Source organism: Microbacterium sp. 1.5R (assembly GCF_007667425.1).
GTDB lineage: Bacteria > Actinomycetota > Actinomycetes > Actinomycetales > Microbacteriaceae > Microbacterium.
On record NZ_VDRC01000002.1, the window covers coordinates 779,733 to 802,901 of the forward strand.

Annotated in this window: 22 protein-coding genes; 14 read left to right on the forward strand and 8 right to left on the reverse strand. The window is 68.6% G+C overall.

Annotated elements, in window-relative coordinates; genetic code table 11:
- The first annotated feature begins 189 nt into the window (after positions 1–189).
- On the forward strand, positions 190–1,218 hold the full coding sequence (locus tag FSY98_RS14570) for an ATP-dependent 6-phosphofructokinase (RefSeq protein ID WP_144877355.1): 1,029 nt from the start codon (positions 190–192) through the stop codon (positions 1,216–1,218).
- 130 nt (positions 1,219–1,348) lie between these two features.
- Here the strand turns inward: FSY98_RS14570 and FSY98_RS16960 are convergent, their stop codons facing one another.
- Positions 1,349–1,813 (reverse strand): endonuclease domain-containing protein, encoded by a 465-nt coding sequence (locus tag FSY98_RS16960; protein WP_260857453.1) that lies wholly within the window; start codon positions 1,811–1,813, stop codon positions 1,349–1,351.
- Positions 1,814–2,431: 618 nt separating this feature from the next.
- A complete protein-coding gene (locus FSY98_RS14580; protein WP_144877356.1) occupies positions 2,432–4,525 on the reverse strand; it encodes a S9 family peptidase in 2,094 nt (697 codons plus the stop codon).
- A 154-nt stretch (positions 4,526–4,679) separates the two neighbouring features.
- Between FSY98_RS14580 and FSY98_RS14585 the strand changes: the two genes are divergently transcribed.
- Together FSY98_RS14585 and FSY98_RS14590 are read left to right on the forward strand one after the other, a co-directional pair.
- Complete coding sequence (locus tag FSY98_RS14585) at positions 4,680–6,068, forward strand: inorganic phosphate transporter (protein WP_144877357.1); 1,389 nt, start codon at positions 4,680–4,682, stop codon at positions 6,066–6,068.
- Positions 6,065–6,400, forward strand: a complete 336-nt coding sequence (locus FSY98_RS14590) for a peptidase (RefSeq protein WP_144877358.1) — start codon at positions 6,065–6,067, stop codon at positions 6,398–6,400. Before FSY98_RS14585 ends, FSY98_RS14590 begins: the two co-directional genes overlap by 4 nt.
- 29 nt (positions 6,401–6,429) lie before the next feature.
- On the opposite strand, the gene FSY98_RS14595 is transcribed toward FSY98_RS14590, so the two are convergent.
- Positions 6,430–6,996, reverse strand: a complete 567-nt coding sequence (locus FSY98_RS14595; protein ID WP_144877359.1) for a TetR/AcrR family transcriptional regulator — start codon at positions 6,994–6,996, stop codon at positions 6,430–6,432.
- Positions 6,997–7,077: 81 nt separating this feature from the next.
- Between FSY98_RS14595 and FSY98_RS14600 the strand changes: the two genes are divergently transcribed.
- The gene (locus tag FSY98_RS14600; RefSeq protein ID WP_144877360.1) at positions 7,078–7,992 is read left to right on the forward strand and encodes a metallophosphoesterase; all 915 of its coding nucleotides are present in this window, start codon (positions 7,078–7,080) and stop codon (positions 7,990–7,992) included.
- 92 nt (positions 7,993–8,084) lie between these two features.
- Complete coding sequence (locus FSY98_RS14605; protein WP_144877361.1) at positions 8,085–9,545, forward strand: aspartate ammonia-lyase; 1,461 nt, start codon at positions 8,085–8,087, stop codon at positions 9,543–9,545.
- A 64-nt stretch (positions 9,546–9,609) separates the two neighbouring features.
- On the opposite strand, the gene FSY98_RS14610 is transcribed toward FSY98_RS14605, so the two are convergent.
- Positions 9,610–10,479: a fumarylacetoacetate hydrolase family protein gene (locus FSY98_RS14610; protein WP_144877362.1), complete on the reverse strand. Its 870-nt coding sequence runs from the start codon at positions 10,477–10,479 to the stop codon at positions 9,610–9,612.
- An 88-nt stretch (positions 10,480–10,567) separates the two neighbouring features.
- Here FSY98_RS14610 and FSY98_RS14615 point away from each other — a divergent pair, with 88 nt between their 5' ends.
- From FSY98_RS14615 to FSY98_RS14625, 3 genes are all read left to right on the forward strand, one after another.
- On the forward strand, positions 10,568–11,932 hold the full coding sequence (locus FSY98_RS14615; protein ID WP_186307702.1) for a PrsW family intramembrane metalloprotease: 1,365 nt from the start codon (positions 10,568–10,570) through the stop codon (positions 11,930–11,932).
- A gap of 202 nt (positions 11,933–12,134) precedes the next feature.
- Positions 12,135–12,503 carry an FKBP-type peptidyl-prolyl cis-trans isomerase gene (locus tag FSY98_RS14620; protein ID WP_144877363.1) on the forward strand — a complete coding sequence of 123 codons (369 nt, stop codon included), beginning with the start codon at positions 12,135–12,137 and terminating at the stop codon, positions 12,501–12,503.
- Between the two features lie 176 nt (positions 12,504–12,679).
- Positions 12,680–13,231, forward strand: a complete 552-nt coding sequence (locus tag FSY98_RS14625) for a YceI family protein (RefSeq protein ID WP_144877364.1) — start codon at positions 12,680–12,682, stop codon at positions 13,229–13,231.
- 57 nt (positions 13,232–13,288) lie between these two features.
- Here FSY98_RS14625 and FSY98_RS14630 read toward each other — a convergent pair whose 3' ends face one another.
- Positions 13,289–14,581: an MFS transporter gene (locus tag FSY98_RS14630; RefSeq protein WP_144877365.1), complete on the reverse strand. Its 1,293-nt coding sequence runs from the start codon at positions 14,579–14,581 to the stop codon at positions 13,289–13,291.
- A gap of 184 nt (positions 14,582–14,765) precedes the next feature.
- Here FSY98_RS14630 and rpsO point away from each other — a divergent pair, with 184 nt between their 5' ends.
- From rpsO to FSY98_RS14645, 3 genes are all read left to right on the forward strand, one after another.
- Positions 14,766–15,035 (forward strand): 30S ribosomal protein S15, encoded by a 270-nt coding sequence (rpsO, locus tag FSY98_RS14635; protein ID WP_144877366.1) that lies wholly within the window; start codon positions 14,766–14,768, stop codon positions 15,033–15,035.
- 156 nt (positions 15,036–15,191) lie between these two features.
- Entirely contained in the window at positions 15,192–16,070 is an 879-nt protein-coding gene (locus FSY98_RS14640; RefSeq protein WP_144877367.1) for a hypothetical protein, read from the forward strand.
- A complete protein-coding gene (locus FSY98_RS14645) occupies positions 16,063–16,395 on the forward strand; it encodes a transcriptional regulator (protein ID WP_144877368.1) in 333 nt (110 codons plus the stop codon). The genes FSY98_RS14640 and FSY98_RS14645 overlap by 8 nt, the downstream gene beginning before the upstream one ends.
- Positions 16,396–16,404: 9 nt before the next feature.
- On the opposite strand, the gene FSY98_RS14650 is transcribed toward FSY98_RS14645, so the two are convergent.
- A complete protein-coding gene (locus FSY98_RS14650; protein ID WP_144877369.1) occupies positions 16,405–17,409 on the reverse strand; it encodes an isopenicillin N synthase family oxygenase in 1,005 nt (334 codons plus the stop codon).
- Positions 17,410–17,570: 161 nt separating this feature from the next.
- On the opposite strand from FSY98_RS14650, the gene efeU reads away from it, so the two are divergent.
- Genes efeU through efeB form a run of 3 tightly spaced genes read left to right on the forward strand, consistent with a single transcriptional unit; the run spans position 17,571 to position 21,082 of the window.
- A complete protein-coding gene (gene efeU, locus FSY98_RS14655; protein ID WP_144877370.1) occupies positions 17,571–18,524 on the forward strand; it encodes an iron uptake transporter permease EfeU in 954 nt (317 codons plus the stop codon).
- Positions 18,521–19,753 (forward strand): iron uptake system protein EfeO, encoded by a 1,233-nt coding sequence (gene efeO, locus FSY98_RS14660; RefSeq protein ID WP_144877371.1) that lies wholly within the window; start codon positions 18,521–18,523, stop codon positions 19,751–19,753. Before efeU ends, efeO begins: the two co-directional genes overlap by 4 nt.
- A gap of 21 nt (positions 19,754–19,774) precedes the next feature.
- Positions 19,775–21,082, forward strand: a complete 1,308-nt coding sequence (efeB, locus tag FSY98_RS14665; protein WP_144877372.1) for an iron uptake transporter deferrochelatase/peroxidase subunit — start codon at positions 19,775–19,777, stop codon at positions 21,080–21,082.
- A 9-nt stretch (positions 21,083–21,091) separates the two neighbouring features.
- On the opposite strand, the gene FSY98_RS14670 is transcribed toward efeB, so the two are convergent.
- Both FSY98_RS14670 and FSY98_RS14675 read right to left on the reverse strand, forming a co-directional pair.
- On the reverse strand, positions 21,092–21,955 hold the full coding sequence (locus FSY98_RS14670; protein WP_144877373.1) for a serine hydrolase: 864 nt from the start codon (positions 21,953–21,955) through the stop codon (positions 21,092–21,094).
- Positions 21,952–23,100 (reverse strand): acyltransferase family protein, encoded by a 1,149-nt coding sequence (locus tag FSY98_RS14675; RefSeq protein ID WP_144877374.1) that lies wholly within the window; start codon positions 23,098–23,100, stop codon positions 21,952–21,954. The genes FSY98_RS14670 and FSY98_RS14675 overlap by 4 nt, the downstream gene beginning before the upstream one ends.
- Positions 23,101–23,169: the final 69 nt, after the last annotated feature.

The window sequence follows — 23,169 nt, forward strand, 5'->3', positions numbered from 1 at the left end:
AAACGTGATTCTTGACGCCGATTTCCTCGTCGTAGGCGGCTTTACGGATACATCTCGCGAATCGTCTCGATCCGCCGGCAAGATCGCCGTTTTTCGGCGGCCGGAATGGCGCGGCATCGCTCCATGCCGCTAGTGTCGATCGCAGGCAACGTCGCCTTTTCCCCCTTCCCCGAACCGTCTGAGGCAAGCATGAAGATCGGCATCCTGACGAGCGGCGGCGACTGCCCCGGACTCAACGCGGTCATCCGCGGCATCGTGCTCAAGGGCACCACGACCTATGACCTGGAGTTCGTCGGCATCCGCGACGGATGGCGTGGCGTGGTCGACGGCGACTTCTTCCCCCTCACGCGCCACGAGGTGAAGGGACTGTCGAAGGTCGGCGGCACGATCCTCGGTACCAGCCGCACCAACCCCTACGAGGGCGTGCGCGGGGGCGCCGAGAACATCGCCAAGACGCTCTACGGACACAAGATCGACGGCATCATCGCGATCGGTGGGGAGGGCACGCTCGCAGCGGCGGACCGCCTCGCGAAGGACGGCATCAACGTCATCGGCGTGCCGAAGACGATCGACAACGACCTGCGCGCCACCGACTACTCGTTCGGCTTCGACACGGCGGTCAACATCGCCACCGACGCGATGGACAGGCTCCGCACGACCGGTGACTCGCACCAGCGGTGCATGGTCGCCGAGGTCATGGGGCGTCACGTCGGCTGGATCGCGCTGCACGCCGGCATGGCGGCGGGCGCCCACGCCATCCTGATCCCCGAGGTCCCGCAGACGCTCGAGGAGATCACCGCATTGGTGACCAGTGCTCACGACCGAGGACGCGCTCCGCTCGTCGTCGTATCGGAGGGTTTCAAGCTGCAGGGCATGGACGAGGCCTACAGCGACAAGGGTCTCGACGCCTTCAATCGCCCGCGGCTCGGCGGCATCGGCGACAGGCTCGCCCCGGAGATCGAGCGCATCACCGGCATCGAGACTCGGGCGACGATCCTCGGGCACATCCAGCGCGGCGGGTCGCCGTCGGCCTTCGACCGCGTGCTCGCGACGCGTCTCGGACTCCACGCCGCCGACGCGATCGTCGAGGGCGCCTGGGGGCAGATGGTCGCGATGCAGGGCACCGACATCGTGCGCGTCCCGTTCGCCGAGGCGCTCGGAGAGCTCAACTCGGTTCCGCGCAGCCGGTACGACGAGGCCGCGGCGCTCTTCGGTTGATCTGAGGTCAGGAGCATGTCCTGAAATCAGGAGGCCGCGGCGCTCTTCGGTTGAGCGGAGATCAGGAGCATGTCCTGAGATCAGGACGATGCAGCGCCGATGCTCCTGATCCCGGGCGAACCCCCTGTTCTCAGGCACGACGCGCCACGAGGTGAAGCCCCTGAGCCATCGCCATGAGGACGATCTCGGCCACCGCCTCCGGATGGAAGAGGACCTGCACGTAGTCGAAGCGGAGGACGGTGTAACCGCGCAGGCGCAGCCGCGCGTCCGCCTCGATGTCGCGGCGCCGGTCGGCAGCTGAGCTGTGGTGTGCGAAGCCGTCGAGCTGTGTGACCAGGCAGTCGCCGATCAGTCCGTCGACGGGATGACCGTCGATCCGGACCTGCTGCCTGACCCGGACGCCGTGCCGACGCATCAGGTCGACGAAGTGCGTCTCGAGCCCGGAGTCCGACAGGCTCGACGCGACGGATGCCAGCGCTTCGGCCTGCGTGCTGCGCCACTGGACACGGGAGAGGACCGCAGGGTCAGCAAGGCCTTGTCGTAGCGCGGATTCCCAGATGGCCAGTGCGTCGACGCGCTCCTGGCAGCGAGCCACGTGCCGCAGCACCGTCACCAGCGGGTCGACGAGCGCGCCTCGGCGTCGGCACCGGACCGTGCGACCAGTGCACACGAAGGCCGGCGTCGTCGAACCGCGCCGCGGTCGGGGCGACGGAGATGTGCACGACGGCGTCGTCGGTCGCCGGCACCCAGAGGCCCATGCGTCGTGCGGCGCTCACACACGTCAGACGACCGCCCACTCCGATGGCGGACAGGACCGCGGGGTCCGCGTCCGCGAGCGCTATCCAGGATCGGCGGCGTCGCAGCATCCGTCCCGAGCGGACGGCCGTCGCGATCTCCGGCTTGCGAAACCCAGCCGCATACAGGTCGGAGGTATGGGCGGCGCCGCCGCGCGCTCGGATCCAGGTCGCCAGTCGCATCCGTCCACAGTGCGCCAGCGGACCGCGGAGAGGATGCCGCACACCCGCGGCCTCCGCGAAATCGCTGGAAACTCGGCGGAACCCTCCTGCGGTGCAGGACCGATCCGACGCGCCTGAGATCAGGAGGATGCAGCGAGATCAGGAGTTCTCACGCCGGAAAGTCCTGATCTCGGGGCATCCTCCTGATCTCGGACCACGGGAGGGCGCGGGCAGCGACAGCGGGGACGAGGAGGCCGTCAGGCGAGGCCGACCGTGTCGAGGATCCAGGCCAGCTCGAAGGCGCGCTCCTTCCAGGAGTTGTAGCGCCCGCTGACGCCGCCGTGCCCCGCGACCATCTCGCACTTGAGCAGCACGTCGCGCGCTCCGGCCGCTCTCAGCGCCGCCACCCACTTCGCCGGCTCGACGTACGCGACGCGGGAGTCGTTCAGCGACGTGACAGCCAGGATGCGAGGGTAGGTCGAACCGTCGCGGATGTTCTCGTACGGCGAGTACGACTTCATGTACGCGTAGACATCGGCGTCGTGCAGGGGGTCGCCCCACTCGTCCCATTCGATGACCGTGAGGGGGAGTGACGGGTCGAGGATGGTCGTCAGTGCGTCGACGAACGGTACGGCGGCGAGCACACCGGCGAACAGCTCGGGCGCGAGGTTCGTGATCGCCCCCATGAGGAGTCCGCCCGCACTGCCGCCCTCGGCGACGAGCAGCTCCGGCTTCGTGACGCCGTCGGCGACGAGCTGCTCGGCGCACGCCACGAAGTCCGTGAAGGTGTTGCGCTTGTGCAGCAGCTTGCCGTCTTCGTACCACTGCCGGCCCATCTCGCCGCCGCCGCGCACGTGAGCGACGGCGAAGACGATGCCGCGGTCGAGTTCCGACAGCCGTGCGACCGAGAAGCCGGGATCGATGGAGTGCTCGTACGAGCCGTACCCGTACAGGTGCACCGGTCGGGGAGACGCCCCCGGCTCGCCGAACGAGCGCTTCCAGACGAGGGAGATCGGCACCTGGGTGCCATCGGATGCCGTGGCCCAAGCGCGCCGCTGATCGTAGTCGTGCGGGTCGTATCCGCCGAGGACCGCGACCTGCTTGCGCAGCACCAGCTCGCGCGTGGCGAGGTCGAGCTCGTAGACGGTGCCGGGGGTCACGAACGACGTGTAGCCGAGCCGCAGGAAGGGCGAGTGCCACTCGGGATTGCCGCTCACGCCCGCGGAGTACAGCGGCTCGTCGAACGTGACGTCTTCGATCTCAGCGGAGGAGTAGTCGAGCAGACCGACGCGCTCCAGCCCTTCGCTGCGGTATTCGACGGTCGCGAAGTCGCGGAAGGCGTCCATGCCGAGCAGACGTCGTCCCGGCTCGTGCGGCACCACTATGCGACGGTCGCCCTGAGGGTCGTCGGCGTCGACCGAGACGAGCTCGAAGTCCAGGGCGTCGTCGTTGTGCAGGATGTACAGGCGGTCGGCGCCGTCGACGACGGCGTGCTCGAGCGAGTACTCGACGCCCTCCCGGCGCGGCCAGACGAGTCGGGGCGCGGCGGTGAGATCGCCGTCGAGGTCGACGAGGTGCTCCTCGCTGGTGATGCTCGAGCCGACGGCGATGACGAGGTAGCGCCGGCTGCGGGTGATCCCCGCGCCCAGCCAGAACTTCTCGTCGGGTTCGTGGAAGAGCTGGACGTCGTCGGCGAGGGGGGTGCCGAGACGGTGCAGCCAGAGCGTGTCGGGGCGCCAGGCGTCGTCGCGGGTCGTGTAGACGACGCCCGTGCCATCCGGGGTCAAGAACGCGCTCCCCGTGTTCGGGATCTCGTCGGGCAGCATCTCGCCGGTGCGGAGGTCGCGCACGTGCACGGTGTACAGCTCGTCACCCTCGAAGTCGGTCGACCACAGCAGCAGCGTCGCATCGTCCGAGGTGTCGAACGCGCCGAGGGAGAAGAACTCGTGCCCCTCGGCCTCGACGTTGCCGTCCAGCAGGACCTCCTCGCCCGTCACCGGGACGCCGGGCTCGAGCACCGGGGGAGTCCAGTCGTCGGCGGCTGCCGCGGTGCGGCAGTGGATGCCGTACTGGGCGCCTTCTTCGCTGCGGCTGTAGTACCACCAGTCACCGCGGCGGGTGGGCACGGAGAGGTCGGTCTCCTGCACGCGGCCCTTGATCTCCTGGAACAGTGTGTCGCGCAGGTCGGACAGATGGGCGAGCTCCCGCTGGGTGTGCTCGTTCTCGCTCTCGAGGTGGGTCAGGACCTCGGCGGAGTCCTTGTCTCGCAGCCACTCGTACGGATCGTCGAACGTGTCGCCGTGATGCGTGCGGAGGGTGGAACGACGGGCGGCGATCGGAGCATCAGTCACCCTCTCCACGCTAGTCCAGGTCGAGTTGACCGGCACCCGAGTGGGTGGGAGGATCTACCGGGGCCGGTTAACGGAAGTCAAACCCACGGTGAACTCTTCGTTCATCACGTCGATCCCGTCGACACTCCCTCTTCCCGACGACCGAAAGAGAACGGTGGAAACCGCAGTCCTCATCGTCGTGCTGGTGATCGCGCTGGCACTCTTCTTCGACTTCACCAACGGGTTCCACGACACCGCCAACGCGATGGCGACGCCTATCGCGACCGGTGCGCTGAAGCCCAAGACCGCCGTCCTGCTCGCCGCCGTGCTGAACCTGGTCGGCGCGTTCCTGTCGACCGAGGTCTCCAAGACCGTGTCGCACGGCATCATCCGCGAAGACAGCATGCAGGGAGAGCTCTTCCTGCCCATGATCTTCGCCGGGCTCATCGGCGCGATCACCTGGAACATGCTGACGTGGCTGCTCGGGCTGCCGTCGAGCTCGTCGCACGCGCTGTTCGGAGGACTCATCGGCGCCACGCTCGTGGGCGTCGGTGTGGCCGGCATCGACTTCGGCATGGTCCTGTCGAAGATCATCCTCCCGGCCCTCATCGCGCCGATCACCGCCGGGATCATCGCATTCGCGGCGACGAAGATCGCGTACTCGATCACGCGCCGGTACGACGGCAAGCCGGACGGACGAGACGGCTTCCGCTGGGGGCAGATCTTCACCTCGTCGCTGGTCGCCCTCGCCCATGGCACGAACGACGCCCAGAAGACCATGGGTGTCATCACCCTGGCGCTCATCGCCGTCGGCTGGCAGAACAGCGAGCAGGCAGACCCGCACCTGTGGGTCATCATCGCGTGCGCGGTGACGATCGCGCTAGGCACGTACCTCGGAGGATGGCGGATCATCCGCACCCTCGGCAAGGGGCTCACCGAGGTCAAGCCGGCGCAGGGATTCTCGGCCGAGAGCTCGACCGCGGCGACGATCCTCGCCTCGAGCGCCTTCGGCTTCGCGCTGTCGACCACGCAGGTGGCCTCCGGCTCGGTGATCGGGTCGGGTCTCGGCCGCCGCGGTTCCACCGTGCGGTGGCGGACCGCGGGTCGCATCGCCATCGGCTGGCTGCTCACCCTCCCCGCCGCCGGAGCGGTCGGCGCCTTCGCCGCGCTGCTCGTGAACTGGCTGGGCAACTGGGGTATCGCGATCGACGCGGTCCTCGCGCTTGCCGTCATCATCGGTCTCTTCCTGCGCTCGCGACGCGACGCCGTGACGTCGGCCAACGCGATGAGCGATGTGGCCGAGTCCGGTCTCGCGGTCGAGGTCTCCGACACGCCGCCTCCCACGCGCCGGCAGCAGCGCATCGCGCAGGCGAAGGCCGAGGCGAAGGCCCGTGCGGACGCACGCGAGAAGGCCAAGGCCAAGTCGAAGGCTGAGGCCAAGGCGAAAGCGAACGCGAAGGCCGAGGCCAAGGGCAAGCACCATGCGGAGGAGCCCTCGGCGCAGGCGCAGGCGCCGGTGACCGCGGAGAGATCCGACGGGACGACGGGGGAGGAGCCGCGATGAGCGTCGACATCGACTGGAGTGCGTTCCTGCAGGTCTTCGTGGCGGCGCTGCTCGGCGCGTGCGCGGTCGTCACCTTCTATGCGCTCGGTCTCCGGCTGCTCGTCCGCAGCGGACACGCGCCCGTGGTGAGCCCGGCGGAGTTCACCGACGCGATCACCGTCGTCACAGAGAAGGAGCTCAAGCGGGCGGCGAAGCAGGCAGCGAAGGCGGCACGCAAGAGCCCGCTCACCGACGGGCAGAAGCGCATCGCCCTGATCGGAGCCTACGGGTGCTTCGCCCTGTGCGCGGCGGCAGTCGTCGTCGGCATCCTCATCATCGTCGTCGGACACTGACGTCACAGGCCCTGCCCGCGTCGGGGCGGTCAGCGCAGGAGTCCGGCGACGAGGTCGTCGATGATGTCGTCGGTCGGTGTCTCCGGATCGATCGGCGTCGTGAGGCGATCGAGCAGCAGGCCGTCGATCGCGTAGTGGAAGAGCGCGATCTCGCGCCGCCCGCCCGGGAGTCCAGCGGCGGCGTTGAAGGCCACGTCTCCCTCGAATCCGGCGCGCTGCCACGCGCCGAGGACCGCAGCGAGCTCGGGCCTCCGGCTGCTCTCCAGTCGAAGCTCGAACAGCGCGAGAGTGACGTCGCGATCCTCGCTCAGCCGCCGCACGATGTCGCGCAGGTAATCGGCGAACAGCGCGGGACTGGGGGCGTCGGACGCACGACGGCCGAGGTCGTCGACGGTGGGCGCCAGGCGCTCGCCGATGCGCTCGACGAGCCCTTCGATCAGAGCCTCGCGGCTGCGGAAGTAGTTCGATGTCGTGCCGACCGGGGTTCCGGCCTCCTGATCGACAGCCCGATGGGTGAGCCCTCGCGAGCCCTCGGCGGCGAGGAGGCGCAGGCCGGCATCCGCGATCGCTCGTCGTCTGGTCTCGTTCTTCGCCATGGGAGCACTCTACCGACATCACTACAGGTGAAGTGGCTCGATACCCGCCGTCGTGTCGTCCCCTCGGCCTAGGCTGAGGGCATGTCTGCGCCCCCCGAGAGCGAGTACGTCTTCGGCCGGCATCGCCCGGCCTCGCATGTCATCGTCCACGTCAGCGATCCGCACTTCCTCGCGGGCGGGCGTCTCCTCGGCGGGCGGTACGACGTCGAGGCGAACTTCGCGCACACGCTCGAGGCCATCACGGCCGTGCATCCGCACCCTTCGGCCATCGTGATCACCGGAGACCTCGCCGACCTGGGAGAACCCGAGGCGTACCGCCGGCTCAGGGCCGCCGTCGAGCCCGTCGCTGCGGCCCTCGACACGGTGGTCGTCTGGGTCGCGGGTAACCACGACGAGCGGCCGGCGCTGCGCGAGGCGCTGCTCGACCTGGCACCCACGCAGGAACCGGTGACCGGCGTATGGGACCTCGACGGTCTCCGGCTGATCGCGCTCGACTCCACCGTGCCCGGCTGGCACCACGGCGACCTCGACGACGCGCAGCTGGAGTGGCTGGCCGAGATCCTCCGCGAACCCGCCCCGCACGGCACACTGCTCGCGATGCACCATCCGCCGCTGCCCAGCCACCTGCCGCTGTTCGACATCCTGGAACTCCGGCGCCAGGACGAGCTCGCGGCGGTGATCCGCGGCACCGATGTGCGCGGTATCCTCACCGGTCATCTGCACTACTCGTCGCACGGCATGTTCGCCGGTGTACCGGTGAGCGTCGCGTCGGCGACCTGCTACACGATGAACGTCGCGCGACCCGCTCCCGAGGTGAACGGCATGGATGCCGCGCAGGCCTTCCAACTCGTGCACGTGCGACCGGACACCATCACGCACACGGTGGTGCCGGTGACCGATGCCACGACCGGCGACTACTTCTCGGAGGCGTGGCTGGAGGAGATGGCGGCGCTCACCCCCGAGCAGCGTCTCGAGGCGTTCTCCCGCAAGCGCTGACCCGCCGTCGTATCCCTGGCGGCGTATGCGTGCGGGCGTAGACTGGCAGCATCCCCCGCTTCCTCACTCGCCACTACCCACAAGGATGTGACATGGCTTCTGCCGCGCCTGCTCTGACCCGCACCGAGACCGATTCTCTGGGAAGCATGGAGATCCCCGTCGACGCGTACTGGGGGATCCACACGGCCCGCGCCGACGCGAACTTCCCGATCACGAAGCGACCGATCTCGGTGTACCCCGACCTCGTCGTGGCTCTCGCCATGGTGAAGCAGGCCAGTGCGCGGGCGAACCGCGAGATCGGAGTGCTCGACCCCGAGCGCGCCGAGCTGATCGACCGGGCGGCGCAGCGCGTGATCGACGGCGAGTTCCATGACCAGTTCACGGTCGGCGTGATCCAGGGCGGCGCCGGCACGTCGACGAACATGAACGCGAACGAGGTCATCACGAACATCGCGCTCGAGATGGCCGGCCGTGAGAAGGGCGACTACGCGTTCCTCTCGCCCATCGACCACACGAACCGCAGCCAGTCGACCAACGACGTCTACCCGACCGCGGTGAAGATCGGCCTCTCGCTCACGTTGCGGTCGCTGCTCGAGGAGCTCGACCTGCTCCGGATCTCGTTCCTGCACAAGTCGCACGAATTCCACGATGTGCTCAAGGTCGGTCGTACGCAGCTGCAGGATGCCGTTCCGATGACGCTCGGCCAGGAGTTCCACGGCTTCGCGAGCACTCTCGGCTACGACCACACCCGCCTGACCGAGAACGCCTCGCTCATGTTCGAGATCAACATGGGCGCCACGGCCATCGGCACCGGCATCACGACCCACGTCGATTACGCGCCGGCCGTGCTCAAGCACCTGCGAGAGATCACCGAGCTCGACCTCGTGACCGCGGGTGACCTCGTCGAGGCGACGAGCGACACCGGCTCGTTCATGTCGTTCTCGTCGACGCTCAAGCGCAACGCGATGAAGCTGTCGAAGATCTGCAACGACCTCCGTCTGCTCTCCTCGGGTCCGCAGGCCGGCCTCGGGGAGATCAATCTCCCCGCCATGCAGGCCGGCTCCAGCATCATGCCCGGCAAGGTCAACCCGGTCATCCCCGAGGTCGTGAACCAGGTCGCGTTCGCCGTGGCCGGCGCCGACATGACCGTGACGATGGCCGCGGAGGCGGGGCAGCTGCAGCTCAACGCCTTCGAACCGGTGATCGCGCATTCGATCTTCCAGTCCATCACCTGGATGCGGCAGGCCATGTGGACGCTGCGCGTCAACTGCGTCGACGGCATCACCGCGAACCGGGACCGACTCGGTGCGATGGTCGGCGCGTCGGTGGGCGTGATCACCGCGCTCACGCCGTTCATCGGCTACGCGGCGGCCGCCGCGCTCGCGAAGACCGCACTGCTCACGAACCGCAACGTCGCTGACCTCGTCGTCGAGGCGGGCCTCATGTCGCGTGACGAGGTGACCAAGCAGCTCTCTCCCGCGCGCCTCTCGGGGCTCGAGGCCGTGACCGCAGCCATTCCGGTGATCACGCCCGAGGACCTCATCGAGATCTGATCGACGCAGACGACGGCCCCGGTGTCCTCACCGGGGCCGTCGTCGTGTGTCGTTCCGGCGCGAGTCAGTCGATGACCCGGCAGTGCGTGGTGAGCTCGCCGAGTCCGTCGATGCCGACGGTCACGGTGGAACGGTCGCGCAGGAAGATCTGCGGGTCGCGCGAGTAGCCGGCGCCGCCGGGGCTGCCGGTCGAGATGAGGGTGCCTGGCAGCAGAGTGAGCGACTGCGACAGGTGGGCGATGAGCTTCGCTACCGAGCGCACCATCTGGCCGGTGCTGGCGTCCTGCACCGTCGCGCCGTCGACGACCGCCCAGATATGCAGGTCCTGGGGATCGTCCACCTCGTCGGCGGTGACGGCGAAGGGTCCGGTCGGGGTGAAGCCGTCGAACGACTTGCAGCGCGACCACTGCGCCTCGGAGAACTGGATGTTGCGGGCCGTGATGTCGTTGACGACCGTATAGCCCCAGACGTGGGAGAGGGCGTCCTCTTCGGCGACGTTCTTCGCGGGGGTGCCGATGAGAACGCCGAGCTCGGCCTCGTAGTCGACAGCCTCGCTGAGAGACAGCGGCCACGACGTCGTCTGCTCGTGGCCGGTGAGCGAGTTCGGCCACAGGGTGAAGACGGTGGGGGCGGTGTCGGTCTTGAGCCCGAGCTCGCTCGAGTGCGCCGCGTAGTTCAGTCCGACGGCGAGCACGGCCGGGGGAGCGATGACGGCAGAGTCGAACTCCCAGTCGCCGAGCGGATGCCGCGGTGCCTCGCCCCGCGCGAGGGAGGCGGACAGGGCCTCGAGCGTGGAAGCTCCACCCTCGATCAACTGCTGCAGGGTCGCCGGCGGGTCCGGAAGGAGGTCAGAGACGAGGATGGCGTCCGAACCGTCCACGACCGCCAGAGAGGCGGCGGAGGAGTCGGCACGACGCAGATGAGCGAACCGCATGCCTCTACGCTATCCGGTGGCGCGCGTCCGGCGCTGGAGGAAGTCGCCAGACCGGGCCGCGATTGATTGTTACCAATATGCTGTGGGCATGAGTTCCGGAGGACCGTCCAACCCGTCGCCGTACACCCCGCCGCCCGCGTCGCAGCAGCCTCCGGCTCCGCAGGGGTACCCGCAGCAGCAGCCTCCGGCTCCGGGGTATCAGCAGCAGCCTGCTCCGCAGGGTTACCCGCAGCAGTACGGTGCCCAGCAATACGCGCAGTCGAACTATGCCCCGCCGGCGTTCGGGCAGCGCCCGGCCTATGCCTCGGTGCTGGCCCAGCCCACGCCCTACTCGCCGCCCGCCCCGGTCGCGCCCTCTCCGGCGCAGGGACTGCCGGCGCTGCCGACCCGTCGTCGGGTCAGCGGCGTCGCCCTCGGCATCCTGTTCGGGTTCCTCGGTCTACTCCTGCTGGGGCTGATCGCCTACTTCGGACTGTTCCTCGGCCCGATCGCCTCGGTCATCGGTCTCATCCTCGCCCTCGTACCGCTCGCCATCGTGTTCCTCGTCGTGCGGATGATCGATCGCTGGGAGCCTGAGCCCAAGACCCTGGTGTTCTTCGCGATCGCGTGGGGAGCCGTCGCCGCGGTCGGGCTGACCCTCCTGGTCGACCTCGGGCTCGCATTCCTGATGGGACAGCGCGGCGAGGTCGCGAGCGCGGTGATCCAGGCCCCGATCGTCGAGGAGCTCTGGAAGGGCGTGGGCGTCTTCATCATCTTCCTGATCGCGCGGCGGTCCTTCGACGGCCCGGTCGACGGCGTCGTCTACGGCGCTCTCGTCGGCGCCGGGTTCGCGTTCACCGAGAACATCCAGTACTTCGCGATCAGCCTGATCGAGGGCGGCGGCGGCCAGCTCACCGTCACGTTCATCCTGCGGGCGATCATGTCGCCATTCGCACACGCGATGTTCACGTCCCTGACCGGCCTGGCGATCGGGCTCGCGGCCAGGAAGCACGCGTCGGCCGGCGCAGCGCTCGGGTTCGGACTGCTGGGGATGCTCGGCGCCATGTTCCTGCACGGGCTCTGGAACGGCTCGTCGTTCGCCAACTTCTTCCTGCTGTACTTCGTGCTGCAGGTGCCGCTGTTCGTCGGCTTCATCTTCGGGATCGTCGCGCTGCGACGCGAGGAGGCCCGACTCACGAAAGCGCGCCTCGGCGACTACGCCGCAGCCGGATGGTTCACCCCGGAAGAGGTGGTGATGCTCGCGACGCCGGCGGGGCGCAGGACGGGCCTGCAGTGGGCGGCACAGCTGCGCGGCGACCGACGCCCGCTCATGCGCGATTTCATCAAGGACGCCACCACGCTCGCCGCCGTCAGGCAGCGCGCGATCACCGGGCGCGACCCCATGGCGTCCAGCGACGAGCAGGCCCTGCTGGTGCGCACGCGCGCAGCGAGAGCCGCGCTGCTGGCCTACTGATCGGACGCTCTCCGGACAGACTCAACGCCCGGTGCTGCGGCGATGCCTGCATGTCTCCCGGGCGTTGAGTTGGCCTACAGACAGGGTGCACCCGGCATCCGCGGGTGTCAAGAGGTTCTCTCGGAGAGCGGGCTGACGTGTTCGCTGTGAGCAGGTGCCGCCACGTTGACCCTCGTGCGCGGCCTCGGGTTGGATGGAACACATGACTGATCGCACAAAGCCTGAGTTCGACGCCCCCACCGGACCTGCTCCCTCGGAGCTCGTGATCCGCGACATCATCGAAGGCGACGGCGCCGAGGCGAAGCCCGGCGACACCGTGACCGTCCACTACGCCGGCGTGGAGTACGAGTCCGGCGAGGAGTTCGACTCCTCCTGGGGTCGTGGCGAGACCATCCAGTTCCCGCTCCGCGGCCTGATCCAGGGCTGGCAGGACGGCATCCCCGGTATGAAGGTGGGCGGACGACGCGAGCTCACCATCCCGCCGCACCTCGCGTACGGACCGGCCGGCGGCGGACACTTCCTGTCCGGCAAGAGCCTGATCTTCATCATCGATCTCGTCGCAGTCGGCTGATCCGATTTCGACCGCCGAAGGCGTCGCCCCGCTCGGGGCGGCGCCTTTCGCCGTTCCGGATCGTCCTCGTCATTCGGGAATACATGCAACTGCATGTAAGTTGTCTCACGTGATGCCGCGCGAGCGGTCCACGATCACGGTCGCAGATGCGACTGACGTCTTCAGAGGAGCACCACATGACCATCGACATCCCCGGCTACCGTCCCGGCACCTACGTCCTCGACCCCGCTCACAGCGAGGTCACGTTCAGCGTCCGCCACATGATGATCTCGAAGGTGCGCGGCACCTTCGGTGTGAAGAGCGCCACGCTCGTCGCCCCCGAGAACCCTCTCGAGACCACGGTCGAGGCGAGCGTCGACGTCACGTCCGTCGACACGAAGGACGAGGGTCGCGACCAGCACCTGCGCTCGGGCGACTTCTTCGACACCGAGAACTTCCCGACCATGGACTTCGTCTCCACCGGCGCTCGCGCCGAGAACGGCGACCTGTTCGTCGACGGCGACCTCACCATCCGCGGCATCACGAAGCCCGTCACCTTCGAGGTCGACTTCGGCGGCTTCGGCTCCGACCCGTGGGGCAACTACAAGGCCGGCGCATCGGCCAAGGCCGTCATCAACCGCGAGGACTTCGGCCTGACCTGGAACGCCGCGCTCGAGACCGGCGGCGTCCTCGTGGGCAAGGACGTCACGATCAACCTCGATCTGCAGGCCGCTCTGCAGCAGGACTGATCGCAGCTCCCGAGGACCCCGCACCCGCTCAGGGCGCGGGGTTCTCTGCGTCCCCGCTCAGGGTGCGGGGTTCTCTGCGTCGTAGCCGTGGAAGCGCCGGTTCCGGCCGGCGAGGATCGCCACGAGCGCGACCACGAGGAATCCGCCCAGCAGCGGCGGGAACCACAGCGTCGTGAGCGATGCGAGCACACCGGCGTACAGGGCGCCGAGGCGCGGACCGCCGGCGACCACGACGATGAACACGCCCTGCAGTCGTCCGCGCATCGCGTCGGGAACGGCCGCCTGCATCATCGTGTTGCGGTAGATCGAGCTGACGTTGTCGGACGCCCCCGAGAGCGCCAGCGCCACGCAGGCCGCCACGATGAGCGCGATCGCCGGGACGCTCTCTGAGGCGCTGCCGGTCACGGCGCCGATGAGCAGCACGACACCGAACAGAAGGATCGCGGCTCCGTACACCTCGACCGCGCGTGCGATTCCGCGGCCGTGCCAGCGGTACTGCACGACCCTGCCGGAGAAGAGGCTCGATGCGAACGTGCCGACGGCGACGGATGCCGTGAGGATGCCCGTCGTCACCGCTCCGCCGCCGAGGATCACGGTGCCGAGAGCCGGGAAGAGTGCGAGTGGCTGGCCGAAGGTCATGGCGATGATGTCGACGACGTATTGCATGCGGATGTTGCTCGCGCGACGCAGGAACCGCCATCCGTCCACGAGGGAGGCGAGCCCCGGGCGCACGACCTCGCCTTCGGGGCGGAGGGCGGGAAGAGTCCACAGTCCGAGGAACATCGACAGCATCAGCACGACGTCGATCGTGTAGGTCCAGCCGTATCCGGTGAGGGCGACCAGCAGCCCGGCGAGGGCCGGCCCCGCCATCACCGTCAGGCCGAACGCGACGCCGTTGAGAGCGGATGCCGCGGCCAGCTGTTCACGAGGGATCAGGCGGGGCACGATCGCGGTGCGCGTCGCCATGCCGACCGAGTTCGCGGCCGAGTTGACGATGCTGAGCACGTACAGCCACCAGATCGTCTCCGCGCCGGTCCAGGTGAGGGCGGCGAGGAGCGCCGTGGAGAGGAACGTGACGGTGGCGGCGATCAGTGCGACCCGTCGTCGATCGAACGCATCGGCGAGCATGCCGCCGTAGAGACCCGCGAGCACCATGGGCACGAGGCCGGCGACCGCGATCATCGACACCGCGAACGTGCTGCCGGTGAGCTCGAACACATGCAGCATGACCGTGACGATCGTGAGCTGCCCGCCGATCCCTGCGAGCGAGGATCCGATCCACATGCGGGCGAACGCCGGACTCACCTTCAGCGGACTGAGGTCGATCAGATGCCCGCGAGCCCCGCTCACTCCGTGTGCCTGTCGTGCATCCTTCGAGCGTATCCGCTGCGGGGGAGGTGGTCGGGGCGGTGGTCGCTCCCGAGCCTGCGCGCCTGGTAGACTCTTCAGGTTGCCGTTCGATCGGCCGCGGATAAAGAGAGCTCACGCATCAGGCGTCGGGCGCCGCGCAACAAGCAGAGAGGGGATCGAATCTATGGCACTGGAAGCAGACGTCAAGAAGGCGATCATCGAAGAGTACGCGACGCACCCCGGTGACACCGGATCCCCCGAGGTGCAGGCCGCGATGCTGACGCAGCGCATCAAGGACCTCACCGAGCACCTGAAGGAGCACAAGCACGACCACCACTCGCGTCGTGGTCTGTTCCTGCTCGTGGGTCAGCGCCGTCGTCTGCTCGGCTACCTCCAGGGTGTCGACATCGAGCGTTACCGCTCGCTGATCGCACGCCTTGGTCTTCGCCGATAAGGCACTACGGACCCAGCGTTCAATCGCGCAAAACATTCTTGAGAAGGCCGTCCCAGGTGTGGGGCGGCCTTCGTCATGTCCGGCTGACTTCGGGGCGGTCTGTCGACTTTCCTCATGGAAAGTCGTAGGCTTTCCAAAAGGAAAGCGAGATGCATCATGTCGGACATCCCTCAGAGAGCAGTCGACGGTCAGGAGCCGCTGAGCCCTCCTGACCCGGTCATGGCCCAGCGCTACCTCGACCACGTCGGCGAGGTGACCGATCGCCGGAATGGCGCGGTCGACAGGCGTGCCCAAGCGTGGCTGCAGATCGCGAACGCCGTCGCGACGGCGATCTACCTCCTCGTGTTCTCGTTCGTGATGCGCAGCGACGCGACCGTGGAAGCCCAGGCGCTGGTGTTCGTGTTCCTCATCTGGGCGCAGATCGTCGTGGGGATCACGCAACGGCACGGGATGCAGCGCAAGCTCGGTCGTGCGCAATGGCCGCTCATCGTGGGAGGGATCGTGCTGCTGGTCGCCACGGTGGTCTTCCTGCTCCTGAACGGCTTCGTGCCGGGTTTCCCCGTCATCGGCATGTTCGTACCGTCGGCGATCGCTCTCCTCGCTCTCGGCGGGTACGGGCTGTGGCTGTTGCGGCGTGCATCGGCGGACCCGCTGCCGTCACGGCTGCCGCGTGTGCGGCTCGACCGAGGCGCCCAGGTGGGGACCATCCTGGTCGGCACAGGTCTCGGCGTGATCGTGGCGCTCATGGGAGCGCCTGCCGGGGTCCTCCGCTCAGCCCTCCTGCTGATCGTCATCCTGGGGGTCGTCGTGTGGATGTTCGCGACGAACTCGGCATTCGGCCTGCCCGCTATCGGCGAGGCATGGAGGTGGCCGCACCTCGTCGCCTTCGCCCTGGGGGCAGCGATCCTCGTGGGAGTGGTGCTTCCCGGGTCCCCTCTGACGTCGCCGTCGGTCGTGCCGCCGCTGCTCGGACTCGGAATCCTCGCGGCATTCGTCGGCGCTTCTCTCGTCCCGGGGTACGTCCACCGTGGCTGAGGCGCAGCGTTCTCCGCATCCGCGGATCCGCCTCGACGACAACTTCGCGTCACCGATCCGATTCTCGCTCGTCGCCTCCCTGGGAGAAGGCATCGAGCTGGACTTCGCGACCCTGCGCGACATCCTCCAGTGCGGCGACTCCGCGCTCAGCAAAGCGCTCGCGCACCTCCAGGCCGCCGGCTACGTCAGGGCGAGGCGAGCGGCCGTCGGCGGACGCCAGCGGACGTGGGCCAGCTCCACTCCCGCAGGGCGGGTGGCCTTCGCGGGTCACCTGGACGCGCTGCGCGAGATCGTCGCCCTCGGCGGTGGCGCTGAATCGCTCTGACGACCGTCGTCAGGCCGGAGGGCCGACGAGGTCGGGGTGGTGGATCGCCGCCACGTCGGGGTGGGCCCGCAGGCGGGACTTCATCGCGTTCTCGCCGTAGGTCGCGTGGATCGGGTTCGTGGGGTCGTCGGTGATGCCGGTCGCCTCGGCGGCGAGGTCGGCGGGCAGCTCGAGGAGCGGCAGCTGCTGATCGAGGGCCGGATTGAAGAAGAACGGGATCGAGATGCGCTCCTCGGGAGCCTTCGGTGAGATGACGCGGTGGTTGGTCGCCTTGAGGTACCCGCCGGTCGCGTACTCCAGCAGTTCGCCGATGTTGACGACGAAGGCGCCGGGAACCGGGGGAGCGGACACCCATTCGCCGTCGCGCTCGACCTGGAGCCCGCCCTTGCCCGGCTCCACCCAGAGCAGCGTCAGCACGCCCGAGTCCTTGTGGGCGCCGACTCCCTGCTGCGGTTCGGGCTCGTTCGTACCGGGATAGCGGACGATCTTGATCAGAGTCGACGGATCGCGGAACGGCTCATCGAAGTACGTCTCCTCGGCGCCGAGCGTGAGCGCCCACGCGCGGAGGAGCTTGCGAGCGATCTCGGTGAGGGTGTCGTGCCACTCGGTGACGACCTCCTTCAGCTCGGGCTGAGCCGCAGGCCAGAGGTTGGGGCCCGTGAGGCGGTTGAAAGAGGGGCCGCCCTCGACGGGTTCGCGCTCCGGGCCGATGTCGATCTGCTCACGCCAGTCGACCTTGCCCTGCGTCCGCTCGCCCCCGATGCGGGTGTACCCGCGGAAGTGCGGACTCTTGACGTTCTCGATCGCGAGCTTGTCCTCTTCGGGCAGGGCGAAGAAGTCCAGTGCGGCGCGGTGCAGGCGTGACTCCAGCTCGGCGGAGATGCCGGTCCCCGTCAGGTAGAAGAACCCGACGTCATGGGTGGCGGCGCGCAGCTCGTCGCGGAACCGTGCTGCGGCCTCGGGGCCGGCGTCGAGCTGGGAGAGGTCGAGGATGGGGAGCGAGAGATCAGCCATCCCCCGAGCGTAAATCGCGGTGTCGGGGGTGCGGACCAGTATTGCGCAGAGTTACCCGAAGCCTGTCGTCGAGCATCCCGTCGAAACAATCGGCGTCGTGGTGCTAATGTCTCCTTCGGGTAAGGGATGCCTTACCTTTGTTTCGTCAGAGAGTTCTCTCCGTGCTCGCCACTTTCCTCATCGGCCTCCGCGAAGGCCTCGAGGCCGCGCTCGTCGTCGGCATCCTCGTCGCCTACCTCCGCCGACTCGGTCGCGCGGATGCGCTTCCCCGGATGTGGGCGGGAGTCGGCCTCGCGATCGCCCTCGCGCTGGGAATCGGCGCGATCCTGACCTTCGGCGCCTATTCACTGACGTTCGAGGCGCAGGAGCTCATCGGCGGACTCATGTCGCTGCTGGCCGTGGGCATGGTCACCTGGATGATCTTCTGGATGCAGAAGGCCGGGCGCACGATGAAGGCCACGCTCGAGGGCGGCCTCGATCGGGCGCTCACCCAGGGCGGTGTCTGGGCGCTCGTGGCGATCGGCTTCGTCTCGGTCGCACGCGAGGGCATCGAGACCACGCTGCTGCTGTGGTCGATGGTGCAGTCGTTCGGCGATGCGCCGACGGCGCTGCTCGGTGCCGTGCTCGGTCTCCTGGCCGCCGTCGTGATCGGGTGGCTCCTGGCCCGCGGCGCCGTCCGCCTCGACCTGCGACGGTTCTTCACCTGGACGAGCGGCTTCCTCGTGATCGTCGCCGCAGGCGTCCTCGCCTACGCGGTCATGGATCTGCAGGAGGCCGGAGCGCTCCCCGGGCCCTTCACGGCTCTGGCCCCGGTCGACTCGCTCACCGGCGCCGTCGCGACCGGCTGGGCGGCTTTCCCCTTCGGATGGGCGTTCGACGTGAGTGCCGCCGTCGCGCCGGGCGGCACGCTCGCCACGATCCTGCAGGCGACGGTCGGATTCATGCCACGCATGACCTGGATGCAGGTCGCGGCCTGGACCGTCTACCTCGTCGTCGTCGGGTTCCTCTTCGTCCGCGGGCTCCGCTCACGCCGACCGGCCACACCTCGTACGACACCATCGTCCGCAGATGCGGACGCACCGGAGCAGTCCCTCACCGATCAAGGAGCAGTATGACTACCACCCGCCGAGTCCTGGCATCCGTCGCCGCCGCCGGTGCGGCCGTCCTCGTGCTGAGCGGGTGCGTCGCGAAGAGCGACGCCGCCGCGGGTGCCGCGTTCGACGTCGCCTCCACCGACTCCGACTGCGCAGTGTCCGGTGCGACCGCGACGAGCGGCACCCTGACCTTCGACGTCACGAACGACAGCGGGCAGACGTCCGAGTTCTACCTGCTCGCCGAAGACGGTCTGCGCATCGTCGGCGAGGTCGAGAACATCGCCCCCGCCGCGTCGCGCACGCTCACCGTGGTCGCCCAGCCGGGGAAGTACTACACGCTCTGCAAGCCCGGGATGATCGGTGACGGCGTCGGGAAGGCCGAGTTCACGGTGACGGGTGACCGGGTCGCGGTCGCCGGCGAGGACTCGGAGCAGAAGCAGCAGGCGGTCGACCTCTACGCGGCGTTCGTCAAGGATCAGGTCGGCCAGCTCGTGCCTGCGGTGGAGGAGCTCGTCGCCGCGTACGAGTCGGGCGACGACGAGACCGCACGCACGGAGTTCCCGCAGACGCGTGCCTTCTACGAGCGCATCGAGCCGGTCGCCGAGGCACTGGGCACGCTCGACCCCCGCATCGACTACCGGGAGGTGGATGCCGTCGCCGAAGGCCTCGATTGGACGGGCTTCCACCGCATCGAGAAAGACCTCTGGGTTCCGGCTCAGGACGCCCTGAACGCCGACGGTGAGACGCCCGCGTGGCAGGACTGGGCGCCGTCGACGCCCGAGGAGCGCGCCGGCTACGGCGATCAGCTGCTCGCCGACGTCCAGGAGCTGTACGACTACGTGCACTCCGACGACTTCACGACCGCGCTGGAGGACCAGGGGATCGGCGGCATCTCGAACGGGGCGATCGCCCTGCTCGACGAGGTGGCGACGGGCAAGATCTCCGGTGAGGAGGACTGGTGGTCCGGCACCGACCTCTACGACTTCGCCGCCAACGTCGAGGGGTCGAAGATGGCGTTCTCGCTCGTGCAGGACTTCGCTGCGGCGCAGGGGGAGGACGGAGAGGCGCTCGTGGGCGAGATCGAAGTCGGCTACGCGGCTCTCGAGGCCTCACTCGCCGCCCACGGGTCGCTCGCCGACGGCTTCGTCGGCTACTCGGAGCTCACCGATGCCGACAAGCGCGAGTTCACCGACCTCATCAACGCGCTGGCCGAGCCGCTCTCGCAGCTCACCGGGACCGTTCTCGATTGATCGACGGGTACGATCACGCAGGTGAACGACAGCACTGACGACGCCGCCGCAGACGCCCAGGACGCGTCTGCGGCGGCATCCGTCCCCGCGGGACTCAGCCGCCGGGGACTCCTCGGTCTCGCACTCGGCGGCGGAGCGGCATCGCTCGCGGTCGGACTCGGCGCCGGTCTCGCGGGCGGCGTGGCCCTCGGGCGTGCGCGGGCGGCGGAGGACGCGGAGCACGCCTACTCGTTCTTCGGCGAGCACCAGGCCGGCATCACCACGCCGGTGCAGGAGCACCTGCACTTCGCGGCGTTCGACATGATGCCGCGGACCGACCGCGACGACCTCGTGACGCTGCTGCAGGATTGGAGCTATGCGGCATCCCGACTGACCCAGGGGCTCGACGTGAGTGCGACGGGTGCGGTGGGCGGCGACGCCGAGGTGCCGCCGGACGACACGGGGGAGGCCCTCGGTCTGCCGGCCGCCGGCCTCACCATCACGATCGGCTTCGGACCGACCCTCTTCGACGGCGAGGACGGCGACCGGTACGGCATCGCCGCGCAGCGCCCCGCCTCGCTCCAGCGGCTGCCCGCCTTCCTCGGAGACGACCTCGTGCCGCAGCTGTCCCACGGCGACCTCTGCATCCAGGCGTGCGCGGATGACCCGCAGGTCGCGGTGCACGCGATCCGCAACCTCAGCCGTATCGCCTTCGGTCGAGCGAAGCTGCGCTGGTCACAGCTGGGCTTCGGCAAGACCTCGCGCACGACGGCCGACCAGGCGACGCCGCGCAACCTGTTCGGCTTCAAGGACGGCACCGCCAACATCCTGGCCGACGACGGCCCCGCCCTGGAGAAGAACGTCTGGGTCGCGGCATCCGACGATCCGGAGTGGATGGCCGGCGGCTCGTACCTCGTCGCTCGGAAGATCGCGATGCTCATCGAGACGTGGGACCGGGTGCGTCTGTCGGAACAGGACACGATCATCGGACGTGACAAGGGACGCGGTGCTCCGCTCTCCGGCGGAGACGAGCTCACCACCCCTGACTTCTCGTCGCCCCGCATCGACGCGAACTCGCACGTGCGTCTCGCGCATCCGGAGCAGAACGACGGGATTCGCATCCTCCGCCGCGGCTTCAACTACGTGGACGGCAACAACGACCTCGGGCGCCTCGACGCCGGGCTGTTCTTCCTCTCCTATCAGCGGGATCCCGCGCAGTTCATCGCGCTGCAGCGGAAGCTGTCGACCGATCGCATGAACGAGTACATCCGGCACGTGGGGTCGGGGATCTGGGCGATACCAGCCGGGGCGCGGCAGGGGTCGTTCGTCGGAGCCGCGCTGTTCGACTGAGGCCGGATGTCAGGTCGAGACGAGGCGAACCGCTGCCGCGGCGAAGGCGTCGGCTCCGAGATGGTCGTCGGCGGAGACCGTGATGACGGCATCCCCGCGCAGGATGACGAGTTGCCCGTACGCGCCGTGCAGTCGCCACGCATCGCCGGGTCCGTCCCATACGCCGAGGCCGTAGCGCTGATATCCCTCGTTCGTCCCGGCGGACACCCAGTCCGTGTGCATGGCGTCGATGACGGATGCCGGCACCATCCGCTCTCCGTCCCACGCGCCGCGGTCGCGGAGAAGCCGCCCGATCCGCGCCATCTCCTCTGTCCGCAGCGACAGACCTTCGCCGGCGAGCACGTGCCCGAGCGGGCACCGTCGCCATTCGACGTCGTCGAGCCCGAGCGGAGCGAAGAGCCGAGGTCGCAGGTACTCCTCGATGTCGCCGACCACGCGTTCGAGGAGGCGCATGGCCGTGTACGTGCCGGCGTTGGAGTACTGGAACACCCGGCCGCGTGAATCGCGACTCAGGAACTCGGCGGCGAGGTCGGGCCAATCCGTCATCAGGGTCGGAGACCAGGGCAGATCGATGCCGCTCGACATGGAGAGCAGGCGGCGGAGCGTGACGCGGTCGACGTCGCGGCCGAGGGGCGTGTCACCTGTCAGGAGCGAGATCGGCTCGCCGAGTGACACGAGACCCTCGGCATCCGCGATACCCGCCGCGAGGACGCTCACGCCTTTCGCGACCGAGTGGATCTCCCGTCGCTCGTCAGCCGCCCAGCGGTGCTCCGCGGTGGCGTCGCCGATGCGCACATGCAGACCGTGGGCTCCGAAGCCGCTCGCCTCGACCTCCTCGACGAGGCGATCCGCGAGCTCCGCCGCCCGGGTCATCGGCGGATCCCGGGAATCGGTCGGGGTCGTCTCGAGCCCGTCGGGTCGCTGCGATGCCCCTGTCGACCGGCGAGCTCCGGATCGCTGAACAGCCACTTCGGGCGTGGCTCCACCAGTGGACGGAACACCCAGCGCACCGGCTTGGTGGCGAGGGCGAGAGCCAGCAGCACCGAGAGCAGCGTGACGAGCGGCAACCACACCCAGGTCGGATCCAGATCGCGCAGCACGCCGCTCTCGCGGAACGGGTACAGGGCGAACGAGTGCAGCAGGTACACGTACATCGTGTACTGGCCGAAACGCGTCCACCAGTACGTGCCGCGGGGGACCAGCACGAAGAAGGCGGCACTCAGCACCAGTGCCAGGACCATCAGCGCCAGCCGCACGCCGCCCGCCCACCACTGCTCGCCGCCGAGGTCGGCATAGGCGTCTTCGTAGAACAGCCACTGGCGCAGGTCGATCTTCTCCCAGAGGTCGACCCAGTGCCAGGCGGCGAAGCCCGCCGCCGCGAGGATCGCGACGGCGCCTGCCCTGAGCCACCAGGGGCGGGCATCGAGCAGGCGCAGTCGGGCGACGACGTCGCGGTCGCGCAGCCACCAGCCCAGGGTGAAGAAGGGCAGCAGACCGAGCGTCCGCGACAGCGAGAAGGTGCTGTCGACGTTGGGCAGGTAGCCGACTCCGACCGAGATCACGACGGTCCACAGCAGCGGCCAGCGGAGCAGGGCGAGATAGGGGAGCACGAGGCGGAAGATGCCCAGTGCGAGCAGGAACCACAGGGTCCACGACGGTTTGGTGAAGTTCGGCTCGGCCTGCCCCTCGACGAGCCACTTCGTGAGGGTCCACAGGAACTCGAAGATCACGTACGGCACGAGGATGTCGGTGATCACGCGCGCCATCTGCACCTTCGTGGGCGACCCCGACTTCGAGAAGTAGCCCGAGATGATCGCGAACGCGGGCATGTGGAAGGCGTACAGCGCGAGGTACGCCGCCAGAGCGATGTCGGAGTCGTAGGTGAGACGCTGGATGGCGTGCCCGAGGACGACGAGCACGATGCAGGCGTAGCGCGCGTTGTCCCAGAAGGGGACGCGGCGGCGGGGCTTCGGTACGGCCGAGGTGACGGGGTTCGGGTCGGCTCCGACACTGTTCATGATCCGAGGCTACCGCCGGGAATAAAGTTGGTTCGATCGCGTTGTCTCAGATACATTCAAATGAATAGA